The 25217-nt window shown below is 37.1% G+C and carries 16 protein-coding genes; 15 read left to right on the forward strand and 1 reads right to left on the reverse strand.

Translation table 11 applies throughout. The annotated features are described in order from the left end of the window. Window positions 1–20: 20 nt before the first annotated feature. The 5 genes from M0G43_RS04315 to queG all read left to right on the forward strand — a co-directional run bounded on the left by M0G43_RS04315 (window position 21) and on the right by queG (window position 6356). The gene (locus M0G43_RS04315; RefSeq protein WP_248023730.1) at window positions 21–1157 is read left to right on the forward strand and encodes a cytochrome c oxidase subunit II; all 1137 of its coding nucleotides are present in this window, start codon (window positions 21–23) and stop codon (window positions 1155–1157) included. A gap of 34 nt (window positions 1158–1191) precedes the next feature. After that, complete coding sequence (locus M0G43_RS04320; protein WP_248023732.1) at window positions 1192–2988, forward strand: cbb3-type cytochrome c oxidase subunit I; 1797 nt, start codon at window positions 1192–1194, stop codon at window positions 2986–2988. Between the two features lie 69 nt (window positions 2989–3057). After that, on the forward strand, window positions 3058–4080 hold the full coding sequence (ruvB, locus tag M0G43_RS04325; protein ID WP_248023734.1) for a Holliday junction branch migration DNA helicase RuvB: 1023 nt from the start codon (window positions 3058–3060) through the stop codon (window positions 4078–4080). Between the two features lie 18 nt (window positions 4081–4098). After that, on the forward strand, window positions 4099–5430 hold the full coding sequence (locus M0G43_RS04330) for a cytochrome P450 (protein WP_248023735.1): 1332 nt from the start codon (window positions 4099–4101) through the stop codon (window positions 5428–5430). After that, window positions 5430–6356, forward strand: a complete 927-nt coding sequence (queG, locus tag M0G43_RS04335) for a tRNA epoxyqueuosine(34) reductase QueG (RefSeq protein WP_248023736.1) — start codon at window positions 5430–5432, stop codon at window positions 6354–6356. The genes M0G43_RS04330 and queG overlap by 1 nt, the downstream gene beginning before the upstream one ends. On the opposite strand, the gene M0G43_RS04340 is transcribed toward queG, so the two are convergent. Further along, window positions 6353–8227, reverse strand: coding sequence for a hypothetical protein (locus tag M0G43_RS04340; RefSeq protein ID WP_248023737.1), 1875 nt, complete (start codon window positions 8225–8227; stop codon window positions 6353–6355). The genes queG and M0G43_RS04340 overlap by 4 nt on opposite strands. 209 nt (window positions 8228–8436) lie before the next feature. Here M0G43_RS04340 and M0G43_RS04345 point away from each other — a divergent pair, with 209 nt between their 5' ends. The 10 genes from M0G43_RS04345 (at window position 8437) to M0G43_RS04390 (ending at window position 25179) form a co-directional block, all read left to right on the forward strand. Then, window positions 8437–10752 carry an NADP-dependent malic enzyme gene (locus M0G43_RS04345; protein WP_248023738.1) on the forward strand — a complete coding sequence of 772 codons (2316 nt, stop codon included), beginning with the start codon at window positions 8437–8439 and terminating at the stop codon, window positions 10750–10752. Window positions 10753–10797: 45 nt separating this feature from the next. Beyond that, window positions 10798–11379, forward strand: coding sequence for a Holliday junction branch migration protein RuvA (gene ruvA / locus M0G43_RS04350; protein ID WP_248023739.1), 582 nt, complete (start codon window positions 10798–10800; stop codon window positions 11377–11379). A gap of 4 nt (window positions 11380–11383) precedes the next feature. Further along, complete coding sequence (sprA, locus tag M0G43_RS04355) at window positions 11384–18898, forward strand: cell surface protein SprA (RefSeq protein WP_248023740.1); 7515 nt, start codon at window positions 11384–11386, stop codon at window positions 18896–18898. 60 nt (window positions 18899–18958) lie between these two features. After that, on the forward strand, window positions 18959–19339 hold the full coding sequence (gene gcvH / locus M0G43_RS04360) for a glycine cleavage system protein GcvH (RefSeq protein WP_248023741.1): 381 nt from the start codon (window positions 18959–18961) through the stop codon (window positions 19337–19339). After that, the gene (locus M0G43_RS04365) at window positions 19332–19694 is read left to right on the forward strand and encodes a VanZ family protein (protein WP_248023743.1); all 363 of its coding nucleotides are present in this window, start codon (window positions 19332–19334) and stop codon (window positions 19692–19694) included. The genes gcvH and M0G43_RS04365 overlap by 8 nt, the downstream gene beginning before the upstream one ends. 64 nt (window positions 19695–19758) lie before the next feature. Further along, window positions 19759–20484 (forward strand): energy transducer TonB, encoded by a 726-nt coding sequence (locus M0G43_RS04370; RefSeq protein WP_248023744.1) that lies wholly within the window; start codon window positions 19759–19761, stop codon window positions 20482–20484. Between the two features lie 114 nt (window positions 20485–20598). Further along, window positions 20599–21402, forward strand: a complete 804-nt coding sequence (locus tag M0G43_RS04375; protein WP_248023746.1) for an energy transducer TonB — start codon at window positions 20599–20601, stop codon at window positions 21400–21402. Window positions 21403–21516: 114 nt separating this feature from the next. Then, the gene (locus M0G43_RS04380) at window positions 21517–23628 is read left to right on the forward strand and encodes an energy transducer TonB (protein WP_248023747.1); all 2112 of its coding nucleotides are present in this window, start codon (window positions 21517–21519) and stop codon (window positions 23626–23628) included. 76 nt (window positions 23629–23704) lie between these two features. Continuing rightward, a complete protein-coding gene (gene cyoE, locus M0G43_RS04385) occupies window positions 23705–24607 on the forward strand; it encodes a heme o synthase (RefSeq protein WP_262917134.1) in 903 nt (300 codons plus the stop codon). Next, window positions 24598–25179, forward strand: a complete 582-nt coding sequence (locus M0G43_RS04390; RefSeq protein WP_248023748.1) for a heme-copper oxidase subunit III — start codon at window positions 24598–24600, stop codon at window positions 25177–25179. Before cyoE ends, M0G43_RS04390 begins: the two co-directional genes overlap by 10 nt. The last annotated feature ends 38 nt before the right edge of the window (window positions 25180–25217 follow it).

The following is a 25217-nucleotide window of genomic DNA, read 5'->3' on the forward strand; positions in this document are numbered from 1 at the left end:
TTTAAAGAAGAGAAACGACAATGACTGCTTTTTTAACGATTATAATAGTACTTTTTGTAGCGGTTGCGATTTGGCAAATGATTAAGATATTTGATTTGGCTCAAACCAGTTCCATATCTGATACTTCAGGTGTAGCGACAGACTATGACAATAAAATCAATGGGTATTTGATGATGGGCTTCTTGGCTTTTATCTATATCATCACTATTATTTGCTTTGTGAAATGGGGAGATTTGCCATTGATGTCAAATGCTGCTTCAGAACATGGACCCGGAATAGACAATTTGATGATCATTTCTATGGTCATAATTTTCTTTGTGCAAACAGTGACTCAATTTATTTTACATTATTTCGCTTACAAATACAGAGGTGAAAAAGGTAAAAAAGCACTATTCTATGCCGATAACAATACCCTTGAAGCTATTTGGACTATCATACCGGTTATTGTTTTGGCAGGATTGATTATTTATGGTTTGTTCACTTGGACGAGTATAATGAACGTTAATGAGGATGATGATCCTATGGTTGTGGAACTTTATGCACAACAGTTCAACTGGACTGCTCGTTACGCAGGTGAAGACAATGTACTTGGTATGGCAAATGTGAGATTGATTGATATCGATAAAGCAAATATCCTTGGTATTGATGAATCAGATCCTAATGCACAAGACGATGTTGTGACCAAAGAATTGCACCTTCCTGTTGGACGCCCAATTTTATTCAAAATGCGTTCGCAAGACGTTTTGCACTCTGCTTACATGCCACATTTTAGAGCACAAATGAACTGTGTTCCTGGTATGATCACCCAGTTTGCATTTACACCAACCATTACTACTAAAGAAATGAGAGAAAATCCTGATATGATTGATAAGGTGCAGCATATCAATGAAATCAGAAGAGAAAAAAGTAAAGAATTGGCTAAAGAAGGTAAACCAGCTTTAGATCCTTACACATTTGATTATTTGCTTTTGTGTAATAAAATATGTGGAAAATCTCACTACAATATGCAAATGAAAATTGTTGTAGAAACCCAAGAAGAATATGACGCTTGGTTAAAAGAACAACAAACTTTCAAAGCATCAATGACACCAGAACCTAAGGATAGCACTGAAGAGGCAACGGTAGAAGTAGTGGAGGTAGAACCAACACAACAGTAACAGAATAAAAGTCTTAATAAAGTATAGATAGATTATGTCAACACACGCAGTAGATACTCACGCACACGACGACGATCACGGACATCATCACAAAGAAACCTTTGTAACCAAGTATATATTTAGCCAAGATCATAAAATGATTGCTAAACAATATTTGATCACTGGTACAATTATGGGTGTTATTGGCGTAATGATGTCAATGATGTTCCGTATGCAGATTGCTTGGCCTGAAGAGCCAAATGTATTGTTTGAGGCTTTATTGGGCAAATGGGCTCCGGAAGGTGTTATGGACGCTGATATTTATTTGGCATTGGTAACAATTCATGGTACCATCATGGTATTCTTTGTATTGACTGCAGGATTGAGTGGTACGTTTAGTAACCTTTTGATTCCATTGCAAATTGGAGCACGAGATATGGCATCTGGCTTCCTCAACATGCTTTCTTTTTGGATATTCTTTGCTTCTTGTGTGATCATGATAATCTCATTGTTTCTTGAGGCTGGACCAGCGGCTGCGGGATGGACTATTTATCCTCCGTTGAGCGCACTTCCTATGGCTCAAGCAGGCTCTGGACTTGGTATGACGCTGTGGCTTGTGTCAATGGCGATATTTATCGCACAGTCGTTATTAGGGTCTTTGAATTATATTGTAACAGTTATTAACCTTCGCACCAAAGGAATGTCAATGACTCGTTTGCCTTTGACTATCTGGGCGTTCTTTATCACTGCAATCATTGGTGTTATTTCATTCCCTGTATTACTATCAGCGGCATTATTGTTGATAATGGACAGAAGTTTTGGAACATCATTTTTCCTTTCGGATATTTTCATACAAGGTGAAGTATTACACTATCAAGGAGGTTCACCAGTATTATTTGAACACTTGTTTTGGTTCTTGGGGCATCCAGAGGTTTACATTGTAATCCTTCCAGCGATGGGATTGGTATCGGAAATTATGGCCACCAACTCAAGAAAACCAATATTTGGATATAGAGCGATGATTGCTTCAATTTTAGCAATTGCATTTTTGTCTACAATTGTTTGGGGTCACCACATGTTTATTTCCGGAATGAATCCATTCCTTGGATCAGTATTTACCTTTACAACCTTACTGATTGCGATTCCGTCGGCGGTTAAAGCCTTCAACTGGATTACAACCTTATGGAAGGGTAACTTACAGATGAATCCTGCGATGTTATTTTCAATAGGTTTTGTATCAACATTTATCACAGGTGGTTTAACAGGAATCATTCTTGGCGACAGTGCGTTAGATATCAACGTTCACGATACTTATTTCGTAGTTGCTCACTTTCACTTGGTGATGGGTATATCTGCACTTTATGGAATGTTTGCAGGTATTTACCATTGGTATCCAAAGATGTTTGGACGTATGATGAACAAAAACCTTGGATATTTACATTTCTGGGTAACGGCAATATGTGCTTATGGTGTATTCTTCCCAATGCACTTTATAGGTATGGCTGGTCTTCCAAGACGTTATTATACCAACTCTAACTTCCCATTATTTGATGATTTGGCAAATGTGAATGTCATCATTACTGTGTTTGCACTTGTAGGAGGTGTATTTCAATTGGTATACTTATATAATTTCTTTGTGAGCATTTTCTATGGAAAGAGAGCTCCTCAAAATCCATGGAGATCTACTACTCTAGAGTGGACTACTCCAGTAGAGCATATCCATGGTAATTGGCCAGGAGAGATCCCTCATGTTTATCGTTGGTCTTATGATTACAGTAAGCCAGGTCATGATGATGATTTTGTGATGCAGAATGTACCATTATTGGAAGGTGAAGAAGAGCTTCAACACTAATAATTAAAAAAAACATATAGATAAAGCCTTTCTAATTTAGAGAGGCTTTTTGTTTATCTTTGTTTTACTATGAATGACAACCTGAATCCATCTAACGAGCATTATTCACCAGAAGAATTAGACGTTGAAAAGAAGTTAAGACCATTATCATTTGATGATTTTACTGGTCAGGATCAGGTTTTGGAAAATCTTCAAGTGTTTGTTAAAGCTGCCAATCTTCGGAGTGAAGCTTTGGACCATACCTTGTTTCACGGACCACCAGGTTTGGGGAAAACTACGTTGGCACATATTCTGGCGAGCGAATTAAATGTTGGTATCAAAGTTACTTCAGGTCCTGTTTTAGATAAACCTGGAGACTTGGCTGGTCTTTTGACCAATCTTGATGAACGCGATGTCTTGTTTATTGATGAAATCCATCGGTTGAGCCCAATTGTTGAAGAATATTTGTATTCAGCAATGGAAGATTATAAGATTGATATTATGATTGAATCCGGACCTAATGCGCGTACAGTTCAAATCAATCTTAATCCATTTACACTGATTGGTGCCACCACGCGCTCTGGTTTATTGACATCGCCAATGCGTGCTCGTTTCGGTATACAAAGCAGGTTACAATATTATAGTACTGAATTGCTAACAACTATCGTACAGAGAAGTGCTTCGATTTTAAACGTTCCAATTTCTATGGAAGCTGCCGTCGAAATTGCAGGTCGTAGCCGAGGAACGCCTCGAATTGCAAATGCATTGCTGCGTCGTGTTCGCGACTTTGCGCAAATCAAAGGAAACGGAAAAATTGATATTGCCATTGCGAAGTTTGCCTTAAAAGCGCTCAATGTCGATGCTCACGGATTGGATGAGATGGATAATAAAATATTGACTACCATTATTGATAAATTTAAGGGTGGTCCTGTAGGTATTACGACGCTTGCAACGGCTGTCAGTGAAAGTGCTGAAACCCTAGAAGAGGTTTACGAGCCTTTTCTGATTCAACAAGGTTTTATAATGAGGACACCTCGTGGTCGTGAAGTGACAGAACTGGCATACAAACATCTGGGCAAAATCAAAGGAGGAATACAGGGAGGACTTTTTTAATGCATATCGAATCAAATTTTGAGTGAAACCGACAACATACCGAAAGTTTCGACCCTTCGATTTTTGAAAAATGCTCTCAATATTCTTAAAAATCCGTTGCCATTTCATCATAAAAACTTTACTGAAAAAGGCGATGTATTTATTCTGAACATAGGTTTCAACAAACACGTTATTTTTTCACGAGATGCAGGGTTGGCCGAATATGTTCTTCAAAAAAATCAAAAAAATTACGTCAAATCTAAAATTCAAACAGAAGATTTAACTAAATATGTTGGTAAAGGTTTATTGACTTCTGAAGGTGAACTTTGGAAGAAACAACGTCAACTGATTCAGCCAGCCTTCCATAAGAAGCATCTTGCAAATTTATTAGGAAGCATTCTTTCCGCAATTCAAAAGGAATATCAGCAAATACAAGTTGCCAATACAATGGACGTGTTCCCAGTGTTCAATGATTTGGCATTTCAAACGGTTGTGAAATCATTGTTCAGCAGTGCTGCCAATAATGAAGATATCAAACGACTCCAATTTATTACTGAAGCGGCCCAAAAAATGTTGGTCAGAGAACTTCGTCAGCCCTATTTGGGTTGGTGGTTTAAAATTGGAGGCACGTTGCAAGCTCATATCGAATTGACTCAAGAAGCGCGACAAATTCTAAAAAAGATGGTCAATGAAAGACGTGAATCAAACCATCGCTTTGATGATTTATTGGATATGCTTTTGGATGCCAAGTATGAAGATGGCAGTAGTATGGACGAAGAACAATTGATTGACGAAATATTGATTTTGTTTACAGCTGGTCACGAAACAACGTCAAATGCCTTGACATTTACAGCACAATTATTGGCCTTGCATCCAGAATGGCAAGAGAAGATTTATGATGAGCTAAAATCCAATGAAGCAACAGATGATTTAATGGCATTTGTAATGTCTTCGAAAGTATGCCAACAGGTAATTGAAGAGGCGATGCGTCTCTATCCACCAGCTTATTTTATCGACCGAGTAAATGTAGAAGATGACAGTTTTAATGGAATGAATTTTAAGAAGGGTTCCAATTTGCTCTTTTCGATTTATGAAATCCATCGTCATCCAAAATTATGGGAAGATGCGGATAGTTTTAAACCTGAAAGATTTGAAGAAGGCGGACGCAAATTTTCCTCTCAATACTATCCTTTTGGGGCTGGTCCTCGCAAATGCATTGGCAATAATTTTGCGATGTTTGAAATGATTCTAGCCATCACAGAGTTGATTCGGAATTATAAAATTGCTCCAAAATTTGAATCCATCGAACTCAACCCTTTGATAACATTGAAGCCAAAAAATGCATTTTTGAGATTTGAGGAAAGACATTAATGATTGAAAACAAATCAAAATATAGTCAATTGATTAAATCTGAAGCAAAACGTTTGGGATTTATTTCTTGTGGTATCAGTAAGGCGCAATTTTTAGAGGAAGAAGCACCACGTTTGGAAAATTGGCTTAATAAGAATATGCAAGGTGAGATGCACTATATGGAAAATCACTTTGATAAGCGCCTTGACCCAACAAAATTGGTTGAAGATTCAAAAAGTGTCATTTCACTATTGTTGAATTACTATCCGAGCCAAGAGCAAACGGTCAACAGCTACAAGCTATCAAAATATGCCTACGGAACCGATTACCATTTTGTTATCAAGGATAAGTTGAAACAGTTGTTGCATTTTATACAAGAAGAAATAGGCGAAGTGCACGGACGAGCGTTTGTGGATTCTGCTCCAGTGTTGGACAAGGCTTGGGCAGCCAAATCTGGTTTGGGTTGGATAGGTAAACATAGTAATCTGTTGACGCAACAAGTAGGTTCTTTTTATTTCATTGCTGAACTCATCATCGATTTAGAACTCGAATATGATTTACCGACCACTGACCATTGCGGAACTTGTACCAAATGTATCGACGCTTGTCCTACACAAGCCATAGTCGAGCCATATGTGGTAGATGGTAGTAAATGCATTTCCTATTTTACAATCGAACTTAAAGAGAATATTCCATCGGAATTCAAAGGCAAATTTGATGACTGGATGTTCGGTTGTGACGTATGTCAAGATGTTTGTCCTTGGAATCGTTTTTCCAAACCTCATAATGAACCGTTGTTCAATCCGCATCCTGATTTGCTGTCGATGACCAAAAAGGATTGGGAAGAAATCACTGAAGATGTTTTCAAGGAATTATTTCAAAAATCGGCTGTAAAACGCACAAAATTTGAAGGATTAAAGCGAAACATCAATTTCATTAAAGATTAGTTATACCAAATAGGAGAAGGTCTTCCGAGTTCAAAACTTTGAAACCCAAAATCTTCGGTCTCAAATGAATTGGTGTCAAAAATATGGTCACCTTGACCAGGAATTGATGGATAATAGGAGAATGACAATTGAAATGAACTAAACACCAAATAATCGTTTCGAACGATGAAACCAAGACCAAAGGCAGAATATAATCTACTTGTAGTAATGTTACGGCCTTCCATTCCAAGTAATCCAGCAGAAACATTGACAAATGGATTCAAACGGAAACCCAAAACTTCCCAAGGTGAATAAAATTGTGTCTGTAGCGACAGAACATATTTTTTCGTTCCCATAATGTCACTGTCGAATCCTGGGATGCCTGCACTGTTTTCTCTTTGTACTTCATTACCATAAACTCCTTGAAAGCGATTATTTTCGCCTAAAACCAATCGGTCTCCTACGGAATTAAGACGATTGGTTCCAATCAAAAATTGAGGCTTTACAAATTGGCGTAACTTCCAGCGGTCTCCCAAATCAATCAAATTAGTAAAATAATTAGCTTGAAACGAGTAGGCAGTTTGTCGCATTCGGCCTTTGTCCAAAAATGTTCCAAATTCCATATTGGTACTTAAATAGCCCCATTTAAAGTAGTTGCCGTGAGAAATTCTTGCGCCTACGTAAAAACGATTCGTTTTGTTTTTGCGCTGTATACCTGGTGTTACTGCATAAACTGTCCCAATCGGGACATCTTCAGTAATGCCATCCCTAAAAATAAACGCATCTTGAATAAATTGTCTTGAAGAAATACCAAAACTGCCCAAAACAAAGGTCTCATTCGAAAAATAACTGATACTATCAAACTCAACGCTTGGTGTTTCCTTATAATCTAAATGTAATAATCTGATGGCGCTGACAAAGTTGGTGGTGCGTTCTTTTTCTGAATTTCCACTGAAAAATTTAAACGATCTTCCTAACCAAACATCTTGTGAGAGATATTTGAAATTTTGATCATTGCTAATGAGTTCATCATTGGGAAGTGGCTCTCTTCGAAATTGTTCATCTAGATAAATTCCTCCAGCCCATTTTGTCAAAGGAGAATAAAAAGGTCTGCTAATACTGAAGAATTTTCCATAAAAATTATTGAGGTCTATGCGATATCCAAAGGTAGTTCTGATAAACGTATTTTTAAAGTTTGGAATGGTGTATCTCAAATTATAACCGTTTTTTCCGTCATCCAAACGTGTATTGATGCCAGTATCAAACTGATGTCCAAAGCCAATAAAATTCCGCTCTCTTAGACGCAAATTTGATTCCGTCGTAGATAAATCGACTTTAGGTATGATGCTCCAAGAGTCTAAAACATCAATATAGACATCTACAGAATCTCTGGTCATTCCAACATTTTTTACGTCAAACTCAACACTTCGTATAAAGTTTTGAGCACGTAACAAACGTTCCGATTCTTCAACGGCAACGATATCCAAGGGCATATCTTGCTTGAACAACAAAAAGTTTCTGATAGTGAACTTTTTGGATTTTACATGAATATTATTTCCGGTCTTTTCAAGCCAACTGTTGGCCGTTTCTGTTGAATCAGTGAAGGAAAACCCAAAAGGGTCGTGTGTGTTGATATGAATGTTCCTAATGATTTTTCCCTCAAACCGAGATAAATTTTGTTGCTTGGACTGTGTTTGCTGCCTTTTGGGTCTTTTTTTTGTGGATTTGAATAATAATCGATGCAGAAATTTTGTGGTTTTGCTTCTTTTTGAATAGTCTTCAATCTTTTCGTAGATGTTAGTAGAATCAGTTTGAGTCTGTTTTTCTTGAGAAAAACCCTGGATATAGAGGCTGAAATAGATAATAAGAAAAAGTACAGTCCCTTTCGTCATAAATTAAAAATGAGCCAGATTAAGACTCAAATGTATTAAAATCTAAATGATGGCATTTATATATTCAATTTAATTTTTAGCTTAAAAGATGTTCCGCTCTATAATTCAACGATAATATTTTGTCTTAAAAAATTGGATTAATTCAATGTTTGCAGAATCTTTGTAGCTTCACTATTTCTTATATTTGTTATTCACTACAATCAACAATAATGAGCAAACAAAGCAGACGGAGAGAAGCATTGGTCTATCATGCTAAACCAACGCCAGGAAAAATAAAAGTTGTTCCAACCAAAAAATACGCAACACAAAGAGATTTATCCTTGGCGTATTCACCAGGCGTTGCAGAACCTTGTCTCGAAATTGAAAAAGACAAGAACAACGTTTACAAATACACTACAAAGGGAAATCTAGTGGCCGTAATTTCAAACGGAACGGCGGTTTTAGGTTTGGGGAATATTGGCCCAGAAGCATCAAAACCTGTAATGGAAGGGAAAGGATTGTTGTTCAAAATCTTTGCTGACATTGATGTGTTCGATATAGAAGTTGATACCGAAAACGTTGAGGAATTCATTCAAACCGTAAAGAATATTGCTCCTACGTTTGGAGGAATTAATCTGGAAGACATTAAAGCTCCAGAAGCGTTTGAAATAGAAAGAAGATTAAAAGAAGAACTTGATATTCCCGTAATGCACGACGATCAACATGGAACAGCCATTATTTCAGCTGCAGCTTTGTTGAATGCTTTGGAACTTGCTGATAAAAAGATAGAAGAAGTTCGTATCGTTATCAGTGGTGCTGGTGCGGCAGCAATTTCTTGTTCTCGTTTATACCAATCATTTGGTGCCAAGAGAGAACATATGGTTATGCTGGATAGTAAAGGTGTGATTCGTCAGGATAGAGAAAATCTTTCGGTTGAAAAGGGAGAATTTGCTACCCATCGCAAAATAGATTCTCTGGATGAGGCTATGATTGACGCTGATGTATTTATTGGTTTGTCAACGGCTGATATCGTTTCGCCAGAAATGTTGAAGTCAATGGCTGCTAATCCAATCGTGTTTGCAATGGCAAATCCAAATCCAGAGATTGAGTATCAATTGGCTATCGATACAAGAGATGATATTATCATGGCAACTGGTCGCAGCGACCATCCTAACCAAGTGAATAATGTCCTTGGTTTTCCATTTATATTCAGAGGTGCTCTTGATGTGAGAGCTACAAAAATAAACGAAGCCATGAAAATGGCAGCCGTAAAAGCACTTGCGAAATTGGCTAAAGAACCAGTACCAGAACAGGTGAACATTGCCTATGGTGAAACCCGTTTGACGTTTGGAAAAGATTATATCATACCAAAACCTTTCGACCCAAGGTTGATTGCAGAAGTACCACCTGCTGTGGCAAAAGCTGCTATGGAAAGTGGTGTTGCAAAAGAACCAATTCTTGATTGGGAAAAGTATGAGGAAACTTTGATGGAACGTTTGGGCTCTGACAACAAAATAGTGAGATTGCTGACCAATCGTGCGAAGATGGATCCGAAAAGAGTGATTTATGCCGAAGCAGATCAACTTGATGTTGTAAAGGCAGCTCAAATTGCTTATGATGAAGGTATCGCAACTCCAATTTTACTTGGTAGAAAAGAAACCATTCAGCAATTGATGGCTGAAATTGAATTCGATGCCGATGTTGAAATCATAGATCCAAAATCAGACGAAGAAGAAGAACGCCGAAACAGGTATGCAGAAGTTTATTGGTCACAACGTAAACGTAAAGGTGTCACCTTATATTCAGCTGAAAAAGTATTGAGAGAGCGCAATTATTTTGCTGCTATGATGGTTAATGAAGGAGATGCTGATGCTCTTATTTCAGGATATTCCCGTAGCTATCCGAGCGTCTTCAAACCGATGTTAGAATTAATAGGATTGGCAAAAAACGCCTCTCGTGCTGCAGCCACAAATTTGATGATGACCCAACGTGGACCAATGTTTTTGAGTGACACATCCATAAACATTGATCCGACTGCTGAAGAATTGGCAAAAATAGCCTTGATGACCGCTAGAACTGTCCGTATGTTTGGAATGGAACCTGTCATTGCCATGATTTCTTATGCCAATTTTGGTTCCTCGCCAAATCCTCGTGCCAGCAAAGTCAGACAGGCCGTGGCGATGTTGCACGAGTCACATCCAGATTTGATTATCGATGGTGAACTGCAAACAGACTTTGCTCTTAATGGCGATATGCTCAAAGAAGTCTTTCCGTTCTCAAAATTGGTTGGTAAAAAGGTAAATACTTTAATTTTCCCTAATCTTGAGGCTGCAAACATCACTTATAAATTACTTAAGGAATTGAACAAATCTGAATCTATCGGCCCAATTATGATGGGTATGAGAAAGCCAGTTCATATTCTGCAGTTGGAAGCAAGTGTCGATGAGATTGTTAACATGACTGCAATAGCCGTTATTGATGCACAACAAAAAGAGAAAAAAGAACAAGAATTAAAAGCCTCTTTAGAAAGAGAATCAACTTTGTAATGCAAATAATTTTATTACATTTGAGACTTTAACGAAAGCCATTACATGATTACTCATATTCAAGGGAAGCTTGTTGAAAAAAATCCGACTGATGTTGTAATTGACTGCAATGGTGTGGGATATTTATTGAATATCTCATTGCATACCTACTCTCAAATACCCAATCAAGAAAATCTAAAACTTTATTCGCACCTTATCGTCAAGGAGGATTCACATACGTTGTATGGGTTTTCGTCGCTTGCAGAGCGTGAGCTCTTTAAAATGTTGATTTCAGTCAATGGTGTGGGAGCAAGCACAGCAAGAACCATGTTGTCTTCATTGACGCCCGAGCAAGTAAGAGAAGGCATAGCTCATGGAGATGTTGGATTAATTCAATCTGTTAAAGGAATAGGAGCCAAAACAGCAGCTCGAGTTATTTTAGACCTGAAAGACAAAATCTTAAAAGTGTTTGACATTGACGAACTTTCAAACACAAAAAGCAATACAAGTAAAGATGAAGCGTTATCTGCATTAGAAGTTCTTGGATTTGCAAGAAAGCAAGCCGAGAGAGTCGTAGATAGAATAGTGACACAACAGCCCGAAGCCAGTGTAGAGACCATTATTAAAGAAGCTTTAAAAAACTTATAACGATTTGAGTACAACTAACTATACTTATCCAAAATCTACATTCTACTTACTACTCACAGCATTTATGTTTGTTTGTAGTGTGGCTTTTTCTCAAGAACCTACCGACCAAGACTCAACAAGAACTGGTTATTCTCTAGGCAATATGACAATGCCTAATCCAGCGAGTATAGTATCAAAATATAAGTATGATCCTATTTCTGACAGGTATATTTACACTGAAACTGTTGGAAATTTCAATATTAATTATCCGATAATCCTCACGCCTGCAGAGTATCAGCGTTTGGTGCTTTTGGAGCAGCAACGTAACTATTACAAACAGAAAGTTGACGCTGCAGAAGGTAAAAAGGAGGGAACTGAAGAACAGCAAAAGAACTTATTGCCAGAATTTTATGTGAATTCTGGATTTTTTGAAACCATTTTTGGAGGAAACACAATTGAGGTAATACCTCAAGGTTCTGTGGAAATGGATTTGGGCGTATTGTACACCAAGCAGGAAAACCCAGCGTTCTCGCCTCGTAATCAAAGCAATTTTACGTTTGATTTTGACCAACGCATCAGTATGAGCTTACTTGGTAAGGTAGGAACGCGTTTGCAAGTCACCGCCAATTATGATACCGAATCAACATTTGACTTCCAAAACCTAATTAAATTAGAATATACCCCAACGGAAGATGATATTGTAAGAAAAATTGAAGTTGGTAACGTCAGTATGCCTTTGAACAGCTCATTGATTACTGGTGCACAAAGTTTATTTGGTGTCAAAACGGAATTGCAATTCGGAAAAACTAGAGTGACCGCTGTGTTTTCAGAACAAAAATCCCAATCACGTTCAGTTGTAGCTCAAGGAGGTGGTACGCTTGAAGAATTTGAGTTTTTCGGAAGGGATTATGATGAAAACAGACACTTCTTCTTGGCGCAATATTTTAGGGAAACCTATGACCGAGCGATGTTGCAATATCCTTATTTGCAAACCAACGTTCAGATTACTCGGATAGAAGTTTGGGTAACCAACAGAACCAATCAAACACAAAATATACGCAACATCGCCGCATTTCAAGATTTGGGTGAGCGTAATGTTATTGGATTGGCAAACCCTCCAGGCAACTTCATTTTACCTGGAGCAACGAATTTGCCTAAAAATGGAAATAATGGATTTGACCCGACCATCATAGGTGGTGCAAACTCTCAATTGACACAAGCAGTAAGAGATATCACTACGGTAGAACAAGGAATTATTCCTCAAGCTAATGAGGGATTTGATTTCGGGAAACTTGAAAATGCAAAAAAATTGATTCAAGGTTCTGATTACGTTCTTCATACACAACTCGGTTATATCTCATTAAATCAAAGACTTCAAAACGACGAGGTATTAGGTGTGGCTTTTCAATATACAGTTGGTGGTCAAGTATATCAAGTTGGTGAATTTGCCAATGGCGGTGTCAATTCAACGGCTGATAATCCAGATACAGATGGTGATGGTATTCCTAATATTGCTGACGTTGACATCGATGGCGACGGTGTGCCAGATAATGGTACCGATACAGATGGTGATGGCATAAATGATGCAACCGATGTTGATCAAACAGGAGGAACAGATTCTAATGCCGACGGGATAGATGATGCTTTTGTGAATGCAGATGGCTCTTCACAAAATCTTATCGTAAAAATGCTTAAAAGCCCTATCACAAATGTCAATCAGCCTGTTTGGGATTTGATGATGAAAAACATTTATGATACTGGTGCTTTTCAATTAAGTCAAGAAGACTTCAAACTTAACATCTTTTACACGGAGGCTTCTCCTTTAAATTATATCAAGCCTGTTGATGGAAGCCCTTTTCCACCGTTCAATAATAACACACCTTTTGATAACACTGATGATGGCGAAATAGTTGATACGCCATTAATTCGATTATTTCATTTAGATAGGTTGAATTACAATAATGACCCTCAACTCAATGGTGATGGTTTCTTCGATTTTGTACCAGGACAAACAGTACTTGTTCAAAATGGGAAAATTATTTTCACAAAAGTTGAGCCTTTCGGACGATATCTTTTTGATGTATTAGATGATGACGGTATTCCGGGAAATAACGAAAGTGATTATGAGGCTGGAATCTTCAATCCGAATCAACAAAAGTACGTTTATGATGCGCTGTATAAGACCACCAAAACGGCAGCATTGGAGCAAAGTGAAAAGAATAAATTTCAAATTAAAGGTCGCTACAAATCTTCAGGAGGAGACGGAATTCCCATTGGTGCTTTCAACGTTCCAAGAGGTTCGGTGGTTGTAACGGCTGGAGGTCGAGTCCTCGTGGAAGGTATCGATTATACGGTAAACTATCAATTAGGTCGTGTACAAATTTTGGATGAAGCCTTAAAAGCATCCAATACACCTATTAATGTATCTGTTGAAAATAATGCTGTTTTCGGACAACAAACACGTCGTTTTACAGGTGTCAATGTGGAGCATCAATTCAATGAAAATTTTGTGTTAGGTGCAACTATCTTGAATTTGAATGAACGACCAATTACCCAGAAGGCAAATTATAATTCTGAATCCATCAACAATACCATTTTTGGCATCAATGGAAATTATTCAACAGAAGTGCCATTTTTAACACGATTGGTCAATAAACTTCCGAACATTGATACAGATGTTCCATCCAATTTATCGGTTAGAGGTGAGTTTGCCTACTTGGCACCCGGTGCTCCAAAAGGGACTGATTTTGAAGGCGAAGCTACCGCTTACGTTGATGATTTCGAAGGAACTCAAGGTGCTATAGATTTATTGTCTCCACAAGCTTGGTTTCTTTCAAGTAGACCGCGAGAGCTCAATATTGGAGGCGCTACTGAAGATGATAATGGCATTCAAAACGGTTATAACAGAGCAATGTTGAACTGGTATACTGTGGATCCAATTTTTTATAGTAACCAACGACCAGGAGGCATTACTGATGATGATATTTCAAATCTGTACACAAGACGTGTATTCATTGATGAGATCTTTCCTGAAATAGATGTTGTGCAAGGACAAAGCACTGTGATTAACACACTCGATTTATCTTACTATCCTAACGAGCGTGGACCTTATAATTATGATCCAGCAACTGCAAGCGGAACAATTACTGATCCTGAAAATAGTTGGGCGGGTATTTCAAGACAAATCACATCTACCGATTTTGAACAAGCAAACGTTGAATATATCGATTTTTGGGTTCAGGATCCGTTTCTGCCCGGTTCAACAGCCAATGAAACTATAGGAGGAAAGCTGGTTTTCAATTTGGGTAACATTTCTGAAGATGTATTAAAAGACGGGAAGAAATTATATGAAAATGGCTTGCCAGAAGATGGTAACATTCTTCCATTATTGCCAACTACTTCTTGGGGAAGTGTGGTGCCTCGAAATCAATCATTAATTTATGCGTTTTCAACTTCTGGAGACCAACGTACCAATCAAGATGTTGGTTACGATGGTTATGACGACGCTGAAGAAGCTAACCAAATACCAAATGGAGCAAATTTTGGTCCTGACCCTTCAAATGACAACTATACTTATTTTTTGAATACCGACGGGAATATTTTTCAGCGTTACAAAAAATATAATGGTTTAGAAGGTAATTCCCCTGATGTATTTACCGAAACCAATAGAGGTTCAACAACACAACCTGATGTGGAGGATATCAATAGAGATAACACAATGAATACTATTGATAGTTATTACGAGTATGAAATTGATATCAGGCAAGCTACTTTGAATGAAAACAACCCTTTGATCAATGATATCAAAACAAGAAATGTTGTGCTGCCGAATGGTCAAACGGAAGAAGTGACGTGGTATCAGTTTAGAATTCCAATTTCGGAACCAACAAGAGCTATCGGTGGAATTTCAGACATTCGTTCTATCCGTTTTGCAAGAATGTATTTAAAAGAATTTACGCAACCCACCGTTCTTCGTTTTGCAACATTGGATTTGGTGAGAAGCGATTGGAGACGTTACACACTCGATTTAGATAACGATCCAACAAATAACAGTGCAAACGCTGAATTTAGTGTTGGTGTCATTGGCCTTCAAGAAAATGATGGTAATTACGTGTTGCCTCCAGGTGTGGAATTGGAGCAATTGAACAATAACAATAATATTGTAAGACAGAATGAGCAATCTTTGGTAGTTGAGGTGTGCGATTTAGAGCCTACCGATTCACGAGGTGTATTTAAGAATATCAGTGTAGATATGCGTCAATACAACAAGTTGCGAATGTTTATGCACGCAGAACCTTTGGATAATGGTGTTTTGCAAGACGGCGAAATGGTTGGATTCATTCGTATGGGTAACGATTTTACCCAAAACTTCTATGAAATTGCAGTTCCTCTTTCGGTTTCATCTGGAAGTTTGTCGCCATCGGTTGTTTGGCCAGAAGAAAATGAGATAGATATAGAACTGAGTATTCTACAACAGATTAAATCCATTGGGATCAATAATGGAACACTCGCAGACATAGATCCGCACGTTTATGACGTAACGACTGGAAGTGCAGTAGAAGTTGGCGCTTCTGATCCTTTTATGATTGGGCAAACACGTGTCGCCATTAAAGGAAATCCAAACTTCGGAGACATTAGAGTTCTAATGGTTGGTGTTAGAAATAACAGTGGCAATAATGTTTGTGGAGAAGTTTGGTTTAATGAATTGCGATTGGCTGACCTGGAAAACGAAGGTGGTTGGGCAGCTGTGATGAGTATGGATACCAACTTTGCTGATTTTGCAAACGTTAGTGCTACGGGAAGAAGAAGTACTATAGGGTTTGGTTCCATCGACCAAAAGCCTAATGAGCGCAGTCGTGAAGATGTAAAACAGTATGATGTAGTGACCAATGTAAATCTTGGTCAGTTGTTGCCTAAAAAATGGGGACTTCAAATTCCATTTAATTATGGTCAAGGCGAAGAAGTCATTACCCCAGAATATGATGAGTTTTATAGAGATATCAAGTTGGAGACACAATTGGACAACACCAATAATAGAGACTCCATCTTAAAAGTAAATGAGAATTATACAAAACGCCAAAGTATCAACTTTATCGGTGTGAGAAAAACAAGGACAGGTGAGGCTACGCCACGTTTTTATGATGTTGAGAACTTAACATTTAACTATTCTTATAATAAAGTACAGCACAGGGATTTTGAAATCGAAAACTCACTGGATCAAAAGGTTCGAGCTGGGGTTAACTATAATTACAGTTTCAAACCGATGTCTATAGAACCTTTCAAGAAAAATGATTCTATCTTTAGAAGTAGATATTTGAAGATACTTAAAGACTTCAATTTCAATCCGATTCCGACAAGTTTCTCTGTAAATACTGACATTTTGAGACAGTTCAATAAACAGAAATTTCGTGAAGTAGATCTTGCCGGTGATAACATCGGTTTAGAAGAACTTTACAGAAGAAACTATAGATTTGATTTCCAATATGCAATCAATTATAACTTAACAAATGCTTTGAGTTTGAGTTTTACTGCCTCGAACAGTAATATCGTTAGAAATTATTTTATCAATGATCAGCTTAATGGAAGACAAGATCCAACTCTGGACGTTTGGGATGGATTCTTTGACTTTGGAGATCCTAATATTCAGAATCAGCAATTACAGTTGAATTATGAAATTCCTATTTACAAAATTCCGACGTTTAACTTTTTAAGAGCTACTTATACCTATACAGGAGATTTTCAATGGCAAAAAGGTTCCGATTTAAATAATAACTTGTCTATAGTTGACCCTGAAACTAATGAAACCAATGTTTACAATTTAGGTAATTCCATTCAAAACTCTAATACTCATAATATCAATTCTTCATTAAACATGGAGACTCTATATAAATATATTGGTTTAACCAAAAAAGTGGCAAGAAATACACGTTCAGCAGCTCCTACAAGAAGAACTGCTGTCCCTACCGCTGGTCAAGATGAAAAATTAGATGGTGGCAAAGATGAAGGCAAAAAAGGTGGTAAGTCTGATAGTAAGACGGATGATAGTGGTAATTCGGGAAGGTTAGCTGGTAACTCTCGAAATGGAGCGGAAAATGGAACGGGTGCTAATTCACAGGCCAGAAAGTCCTCTACTTCGGTGGGTACAAAAGCATTCAATACAGCTGTAGATATCCTTACAATGGTAAAACGTATTCAGATCAACTACACTGAAAATAACGGAACATTCTTACCTGGATATCTGCGCACACCAGGGTTTATTGGAACATTAAAACCAACGTTTGGTTATACTTTTGGTAGTCAAAGTGATATCAGGGATTTAGTGGCGAGGAACGGTTGGTTGACGGTCTATCCCGATTTTAACGAACAGTATTTAGAGAACACAACAAGAATTCTTGAAATTTCAGCCAATTTGGAGCCAATCAAAGATTTAAAAATCGATTTAAATGCAGGTAGAACATACTCTAGAAATTTAACGGAGAACTTTACTGGATTAGATGCGAATAATGATGGCATTAGTGATGGATTCGACCATCAATTAACAAATACTTTCGGTAATTTCAACATTACAACAGCCTTAATTAAAACAGCCTTTAGTAAAAGCGATGAAACACAATCAGCTGCTTTCGAAGATTTTAGAGATAACAGATTGATAGTTGCCAATAGATTGGCAAGAGAATTTTATGGTAATAGCAATTATCAAAGAGATGCTGAAGGCTATCCTCTCGGATTTGGCAAGACAAGTCAAAGAGTTTTGTTACCGTCATTTTTGTCGGCCTACGAAGGTTCTAAACCCGATAAAATTGGATTGGGTGCGTTTAGAGATATTCCAATTCCTAATTGGCAATTGAAATACACCGGATTTATGAAAATGGCATGGTTCAAGAAAAACTTCAAGCGTTTTTCAGTAACACATGGGTACAGATCTAGCTATACCATCAATCAGTTTCAAACTAATCTGGATTACTTTGCAGCAGATCCAACTTTAAATTATGAGAGCCAAGATGATCGAGCTCTTGACCAAGCTGGAAATTTCAAAAGCCAAAATCTTTACAGTAATATCAATCTAGAAGAACAATTTAGTCCTTTGGTAAGATTGGATTTTGAAATGAAAAATTCTGTAAAGATTCTTGCGGAAGTGAAAAAGGATAGAATACTTTCTTTAAGTTTTGATAATAACCTTTTGACAGAAATTCAAGGAAAGGAATATATTATTGGTCTGGGTTACAGATTTAAAGATGTGAGAATCCGATCAAAACTGGCAGGACCTGGACAAATCATCAAAAGCGATTTAAATATGTCTGCAGATGTTTCATTGAGGGATAATAAAACCATTATCAGATATTTAGATTTAGATAATAATCAGATTACTTCTGGTCAAACTATTTGGGGAATCAAGTATAAAGCAGATTATGCTTTCAGTAAAAACCTAACAGGTATTTTCTACTTTGATTATACGTTTTCAGAGTATGCTATTTCAACTGCATTCCCGCAAACTACAATCAGATCTGGCATTACTTTGAGATATAATTTTGGAAATTAATTTTGAATTAAAAGTATTTAAAAAGTACATTTGTTCCATCATCAAAAAACAAAAAAGAAAATGAATATACCATCCAACTTAAAATACACTAAAGACCACGAGTGGGTTCTTATTGAAGGAGACATTGCGACCATCGGTATTACAGATTTTGCTCAAAGCGAATTGGGCGATATCGTCTATGTTGAAGTGGAAACAGTAGACGAGACTATGGAGGCAGAAGAAGTATTCGGTACGGTAGAAGCGGTTAAGACTGTTTCGGATTTATTTTTACCGCTTTCTGGTGAAATCATAGAGTTCAATTCATCTTTGGAAGACGAACCCGAAAAAGTAAATTCTGATCCTTATGGTGATGGTTGGATGATTAAACTTAAATGTTCAGATTTATCTCAAGCAGATAAGTTGCTTTCTTCAGAAGCCTATAAAGAATTAGTAGGTGCATAAAAGGGTAGCACTTTTAATTGCAGTTTGCTATACATTTTTCATAACATACTTAAGTCTTAAAAGTTTACAGAAGATTCCCAAGCTTGGTTCTTCGTTTGACGATAAGATTTATCACTTTGGTGCTTACACATTATTTGTGCTCGTCTGGTATCATTATTTTGAAAAGACTTCCATAAGATTGAAAATTTTGTTATCAGCGATGATTGCCTTTATATATGGCATAATTGTTGAGGTATTACAGGGAACATTTACAACATATAGAACCGAAGATATTGCGGATGTCTTTGCCAATAGCCTCGGTGTTGTATTTGCGATATTGCTTGTAATTTCTTACAGGCAGATAAAGTTAAAATAAATTAATCATTTGCTTTTTTAACTAATTATTGGTTATTTTAGCATTCCTTAAAACCACACGAGAAATGGAACCGAAAAAAAATCCAAAAGCTGACGTCAGCCGAAATAGCTCAATCTATTTTGCTGTTGGTCTGGCATTGATGTTGTTGCTTACCAATCTTGCAATCAATTACAAAACCTATGATAAGGCAGATCTTGATTTAGGAAAAGTACAAATGGAAGATGAGATGGAAGAGGAAATTCCAATTACTGAACAATTGTTAACGCCTCCACCTCCACCACCTCCACCACCAGCAATTCCTGAAGTGATTGAGGTTGTTGAAGATGAGAAAGAAGTTGAGGAAACGGTTATCAAGTCTACTGAAACTAGTCAAGAGGAAAAAATTGTGAAGGTAGAACAAGTAAAGGTTGTAGAAGTTGAAGAAGATATTGAGGTTCCATTTTCTGTAATTGAGAATGTACCTGTTTTTCCAGGATGTGAAAAGGAAAAATCAAATGATGCAAAAAGACAGTGTATGTCTGATAAAATCAGTGATTTTGTGAACAAAAAATTCAATGTTGATTTGGCTAGTGAACTTGGTCTTTCTGGAAAGCAGCGTATCAGTGTGATGTTTAAGATTGACAAAAGCGGAGACATTATCAATGTAATGGCAAGAGCGCCACATCCAGGATTGGAGAAAGAGGCCAAGCGTGTTATTGGTTTGCTACCTAAAATGCAACCTGGTAAACAAAGAGGTAAAGCTGTAACGGTGCCTTATTCCTTACCTATCTTATTCCAAGTACAAGACTAACTCATATAGTTTATTATAAAATATATCCCATCTGAAATTTTAGATGGGATTTTTTGTTTTTGGTACGAATATTGAGATTCTTTCATTGCATTAACGCTTAAAATGTCAATTATTATGAAAGATCTAAACAAAACAAAGAACAATGCATCAATTGAGGATAAAGTTAGGGAATCTGACAAAAAACATGATGCAAATGTAAAGAGCAATTCATCACTCTATTTTCAAATAGGATTGATATTATGTTTGCTGGCAACTTATGGGCTTTTTGAAATGAAGTTTAAGAAGACGATTTTCAATTATGGTACCGAGAAGCTGGTTGATGATGAGGTAGAGTTTTATCTTCCGAATATTGAGGTAAAATCAGAACCTGTGCCTCAAGAAGTTCAACAACAAAAACCATTGGCTGTATTAATTACAAAGACACCAATTATAAAGGATAATGATTTTGTAATCAAAGATCCTATAAAAAAAATTGAGGTGCCAGACACATTTGTTCCCGACCCTGTTCCTGTAGTTAATGATCCTACTCCATCAAAAACTGAAGAACCATTACCTGCAACGCCATTCAATATGAAAGATGTAGAGCGAGTGCCAGTTTTCCCTGGATGTGAATCGGCTAAAAATAATGCAGAACGTATGGCGTGTATGTCCGAAAAGTTGGCCCAACTTATTCAAAAAAAGTTCAACACAGATTTGGCCACTGAATTAGGATTGTCTGGAGTTCAAAGAATTTATGTGCAATTCAAGATTGACGATAAAGGAAACGTGACCGATATCAAAACAAGATCGCCATACTCTCAATTGGAAAAAGAGGCAGAGCGCGTGGTGAATAAAATTCCTGTGATGACCCCAGGAATGCAACGTAACACACCAGTTTCTGTTATCTACAATTTACCAATTGTATTTCAGGTACATTAAACTTTTAAATACAGTAAAACTACTAAACCGTTATCAGGCTATGATAACGGTTTTTTTAGTCTCTGTTGTGAAAAAAATAGTATCTTTCGCCAGCTAAAAAGGTTGCAACGTCATATGAAGAAATTCTTCCTATTCTTTTTTTTGTGTCTTCAAATAAATGTGTTTTCCCAAAACATATCAGTTTATGAAAAACCACCAGTTTTTCCTGAATGTGAATCTGAAGATTTTGAAAATCTAAAGGCCTGCTTCAACAATAAACTAAATCAATTCATTTTTGAGAATTTTGAAGTGCCTCAAATCGTCTCCGATGATAATTATAAAGGCGATGTCAAAGTACTTTTTGAAGTTGATAAGGAAGGCAAAATTGCCGTCATTTATGTTGATGCAGTCTATGATGAATTGAAAGAAGAAACCAGAAAAGTTTTTGGTGAACTCCCGAAGGTTGAACCAGCCATATATAACGGAAAGCCAACGTATGTTCAGTATTCCATAGGTATTAAAATTCCCTTGGTCAATCCTGAAATTATCAAGAATGAAGCGGAGATGCAAGCAGAAAAACTGCAAAAACAGGAGTTTGACTTGAATGAAACTGTTTCCGCTGAATATGATAGCATCAATAAAAGTATAGTTAAATACGAAGGCTTTGAATATTCAAGTCAATTAAATATTCCGTTTACGCATCATTACTATGCGCGATTCGATGGCAATATGAATGGTTTGGGAACCAACAGTCATACGGCTGCAAAACCTTTTGTATATGATGAGGTAGCTCCCTACTATGATTTTGAAGCCGAAAAAAAGGCCTTAATCAAAGGAACCGATGAGTGGTGGTCTAGAAAACTTTGGAATGAACATTTGGTGCAAGTGCAAGGCAAGGATTTCTGGTTTACCATCGACCCCATTTTCGATTTGCAGGTAGGAAAGGATACCGAAGCCGATTTCAGTTCTACCTATAACAACACTCGTGGAATTTATGTTCAAGGAGGTCTTGGTAAAAAATTCAATTTCTCGACTTCCGTTTATGAAAGTCAAGGTCGTTTTGCTCAATATTATAATGCCTATGCTTACAGTTTAAGAACAGAGAGCGATCCCGCAATTGTACCAGGTAGAGGTGTTGCCAAAGCATTTAAAAGCAATGGTTTCGATTATCCTGTAGCTGAAGGATACTTGTCCTACGCACCTGCAAAATTTGTGAATATTCAATTTGGCCACGGCAAGAACTTCATAGGTGATGGTTATCGTTCCTTACTGCAAAGTGATGTTGCCAGCCCGTATCCTTTCATTAAGCTCAACACCAAATTCTGGAAGATAAAATATACCAACACTTGGACCTCTTTAAGGGATGTAAGAGCAGAAGTAACGGAAGATGGCGCATTCAAAACCAAATATATCGCTAATCATTACTTGAGTTGGAATGTATCCAAACGTTTGAATATAGGATTGTTTGAATCTGTAATGTGGACTAACAACAACGATAGAGGTTTTGATTTGAATTATTTGAATCCTATCATTTTCTACAGAGCTATTGAGTTTGAAACTGGTCAGGATGCAGGAAACGCTATTTTGGGTGCGTCAGCCAAATATAAATGGAACAATAAAATCAATCTTTATGGGCAGTTTATTTTGGATGAATTTTCTCTGGATGCCATAAAAGGAGGAAATAAAAGCTGGAAAAATAAATATGGTTATCAACTAGGAGTTAAATATTTCGATGCCTTCAAAATTGATAATTTGATGCTTCAGGTTGAATACAATCAAGTACGACCATATACGTATTCTCACAACACGGTTGTTCTTAATTATGGTCACAATAATCAGCCGATGGCACATCTTTGGGGTGCAAATTTCAGGGAGCTCATTTTAATAGGTAGATATGATTATAGACGTTGGTTTGCCGATGCCAAATTCATTTTTGGTACACGCGGTCTTGATTTCAATACGGCTGAAGATTCTTTCAGTTATGGTGGTGACATCTATGAAAATTACAACAATCGACCGTTTGATACTGGTGTTAAAATTGGTCAAGGTAATAAAACCAAAACATTTTATGCAGAGCTTCAAGGAGGTTATGTTGTTAACCCTGTTAGTCACTTAAAACTTTTTACAAATGTTAGCTTTAGGAACTTCAACCCAGAAGCCGAAACACCTACAGCTTTCAAAAGCAATACGGTTTGGTTTACGCTTGGAGTGAGAACCGATTTGTTCAATTGGTACATAGATAATTAATCATCTTTAGCATTGTTCAAAAGCAATTTTCAAAGTATCTTTGCACTCGCATTGTAAAGCGTAAAATCAAAGCCTTTTGAGCACAACAGATTCTACTATCAAAACATCATCTATAGTTTCTGATTTTAAGGAGATTACGAAAATGGGACTCTCGTTGAGTGTTGTATTCTCCGCAATCGCTGGCTATCTTTTGGGAGCAGAGACCGTTGATTTTGGAGCGCTTCTTCTTTTGTGTTTTGGAGGTTATTTTATGGTAGGAGCTTCAAATGCATACAATCAAATTATTGAAAAAGATTTGGATGCGTTGATGGATAGAACCAAAAACAGACCTATTCCATCTGGAAGAATGTCTGTCAATGCTGCCTTCGCCATCGCTGTGGCTTTTACGTTACTAGGAATTGCCACACTGTACGTCATCAACCCGAGAACGGCAATGTATGGAGCGATTTCCATTTTTTTATACACTTGTGTTTATACGCCTTTAAAGACCAAAACGCCTTTGGCTGTTTTTGCTGGTGCCATTCCAGGTGCCATTCCTTTTATGCTGGGTTGGGTTGCCGCACGAAATGATTTTGGCATCGAGCCAGGCACGTTATTCGCTATTCAGTTTTTTTGGCAGTTTCCTCATTTTTGGGCCATTGGTTGGTTTCTGTTCGAAGATTACCAAAAAGGCGGTTTTTTTATGCTTCCTACAGGTAAGCGTGATAAAGGAACAGCAGTGCAAATCATTCTTTATACTATTTGGACAACTTTAGTTTCATTGATACCAATCTTTGGATTTACTGGAGATTTAAAGCTTTCAGTTGTTGGTGCTCTTATCGTTTTGTCGCTTGGAATCGTGATGTTGTATTATGCTATTCGATTGTTCAAAACCAGAACTGCAAAAGCTGCTAAACAGTTGATGTTGGCAAGCGTGTTGTACATTACTTTATTGCAAATAGTTTATGTTGCAGATAAATTTATCAGATTATGGATTTAACGGAAGGAACGATAGAAGAGAAAAATAGCAGGGCAAAAAAAATGATGCTCTGGTTTGGCATTGTCTCTTTGATAATGTCTTTTATGGGATGGACTAGTGCGTTTATTGTAAGCAGCAGTCGTGAAGATTGGTTGAAAGACTTTCAATTGCCAAACGCATTTATCATTAGTACAGTATTTATTGTCATTAGTAGTATAACGTTTGTTTTGGCTAAAAGAGCCTTAAAATCAAATAACAGGCAAATGACAACTATTTGGTTGATGGCGACTTTGATTTTGGGAATAGCATTTATTTACAATCAATTTTTGGGTTTTCAGGAAATCATCGATTTGGGCTATAATTTTACAGGGCCAACAAGTAATGTGACAATGTCGTACATATATTTGATAGCGATGGTACATATTTTACACGTCATTGCTGGTATGATCTGTCTTTTGGTAGTAATTTATAATCATTTTAAACAGAAGTATAACGCAACCAATATGCTTGGTTTTGAACTTGCAGCAACATTTTGGCATTTTATTGATGTGCTGTGGATTTATCTCTTTTTGTTTTTATATTTCGTGAGATAAATAAATTGATTATTTTTGTGCAACTTTTAATACTTTCT

This window comes from Subsaxibacter sp. CAU 1640 (assembly GCF_023156585.1).
Classification (GTDB): Bacteria; Bacteroidota; Bacteroidia; order Flavobacteriales; family Flavobacteriaceae; genus JBPOFM01.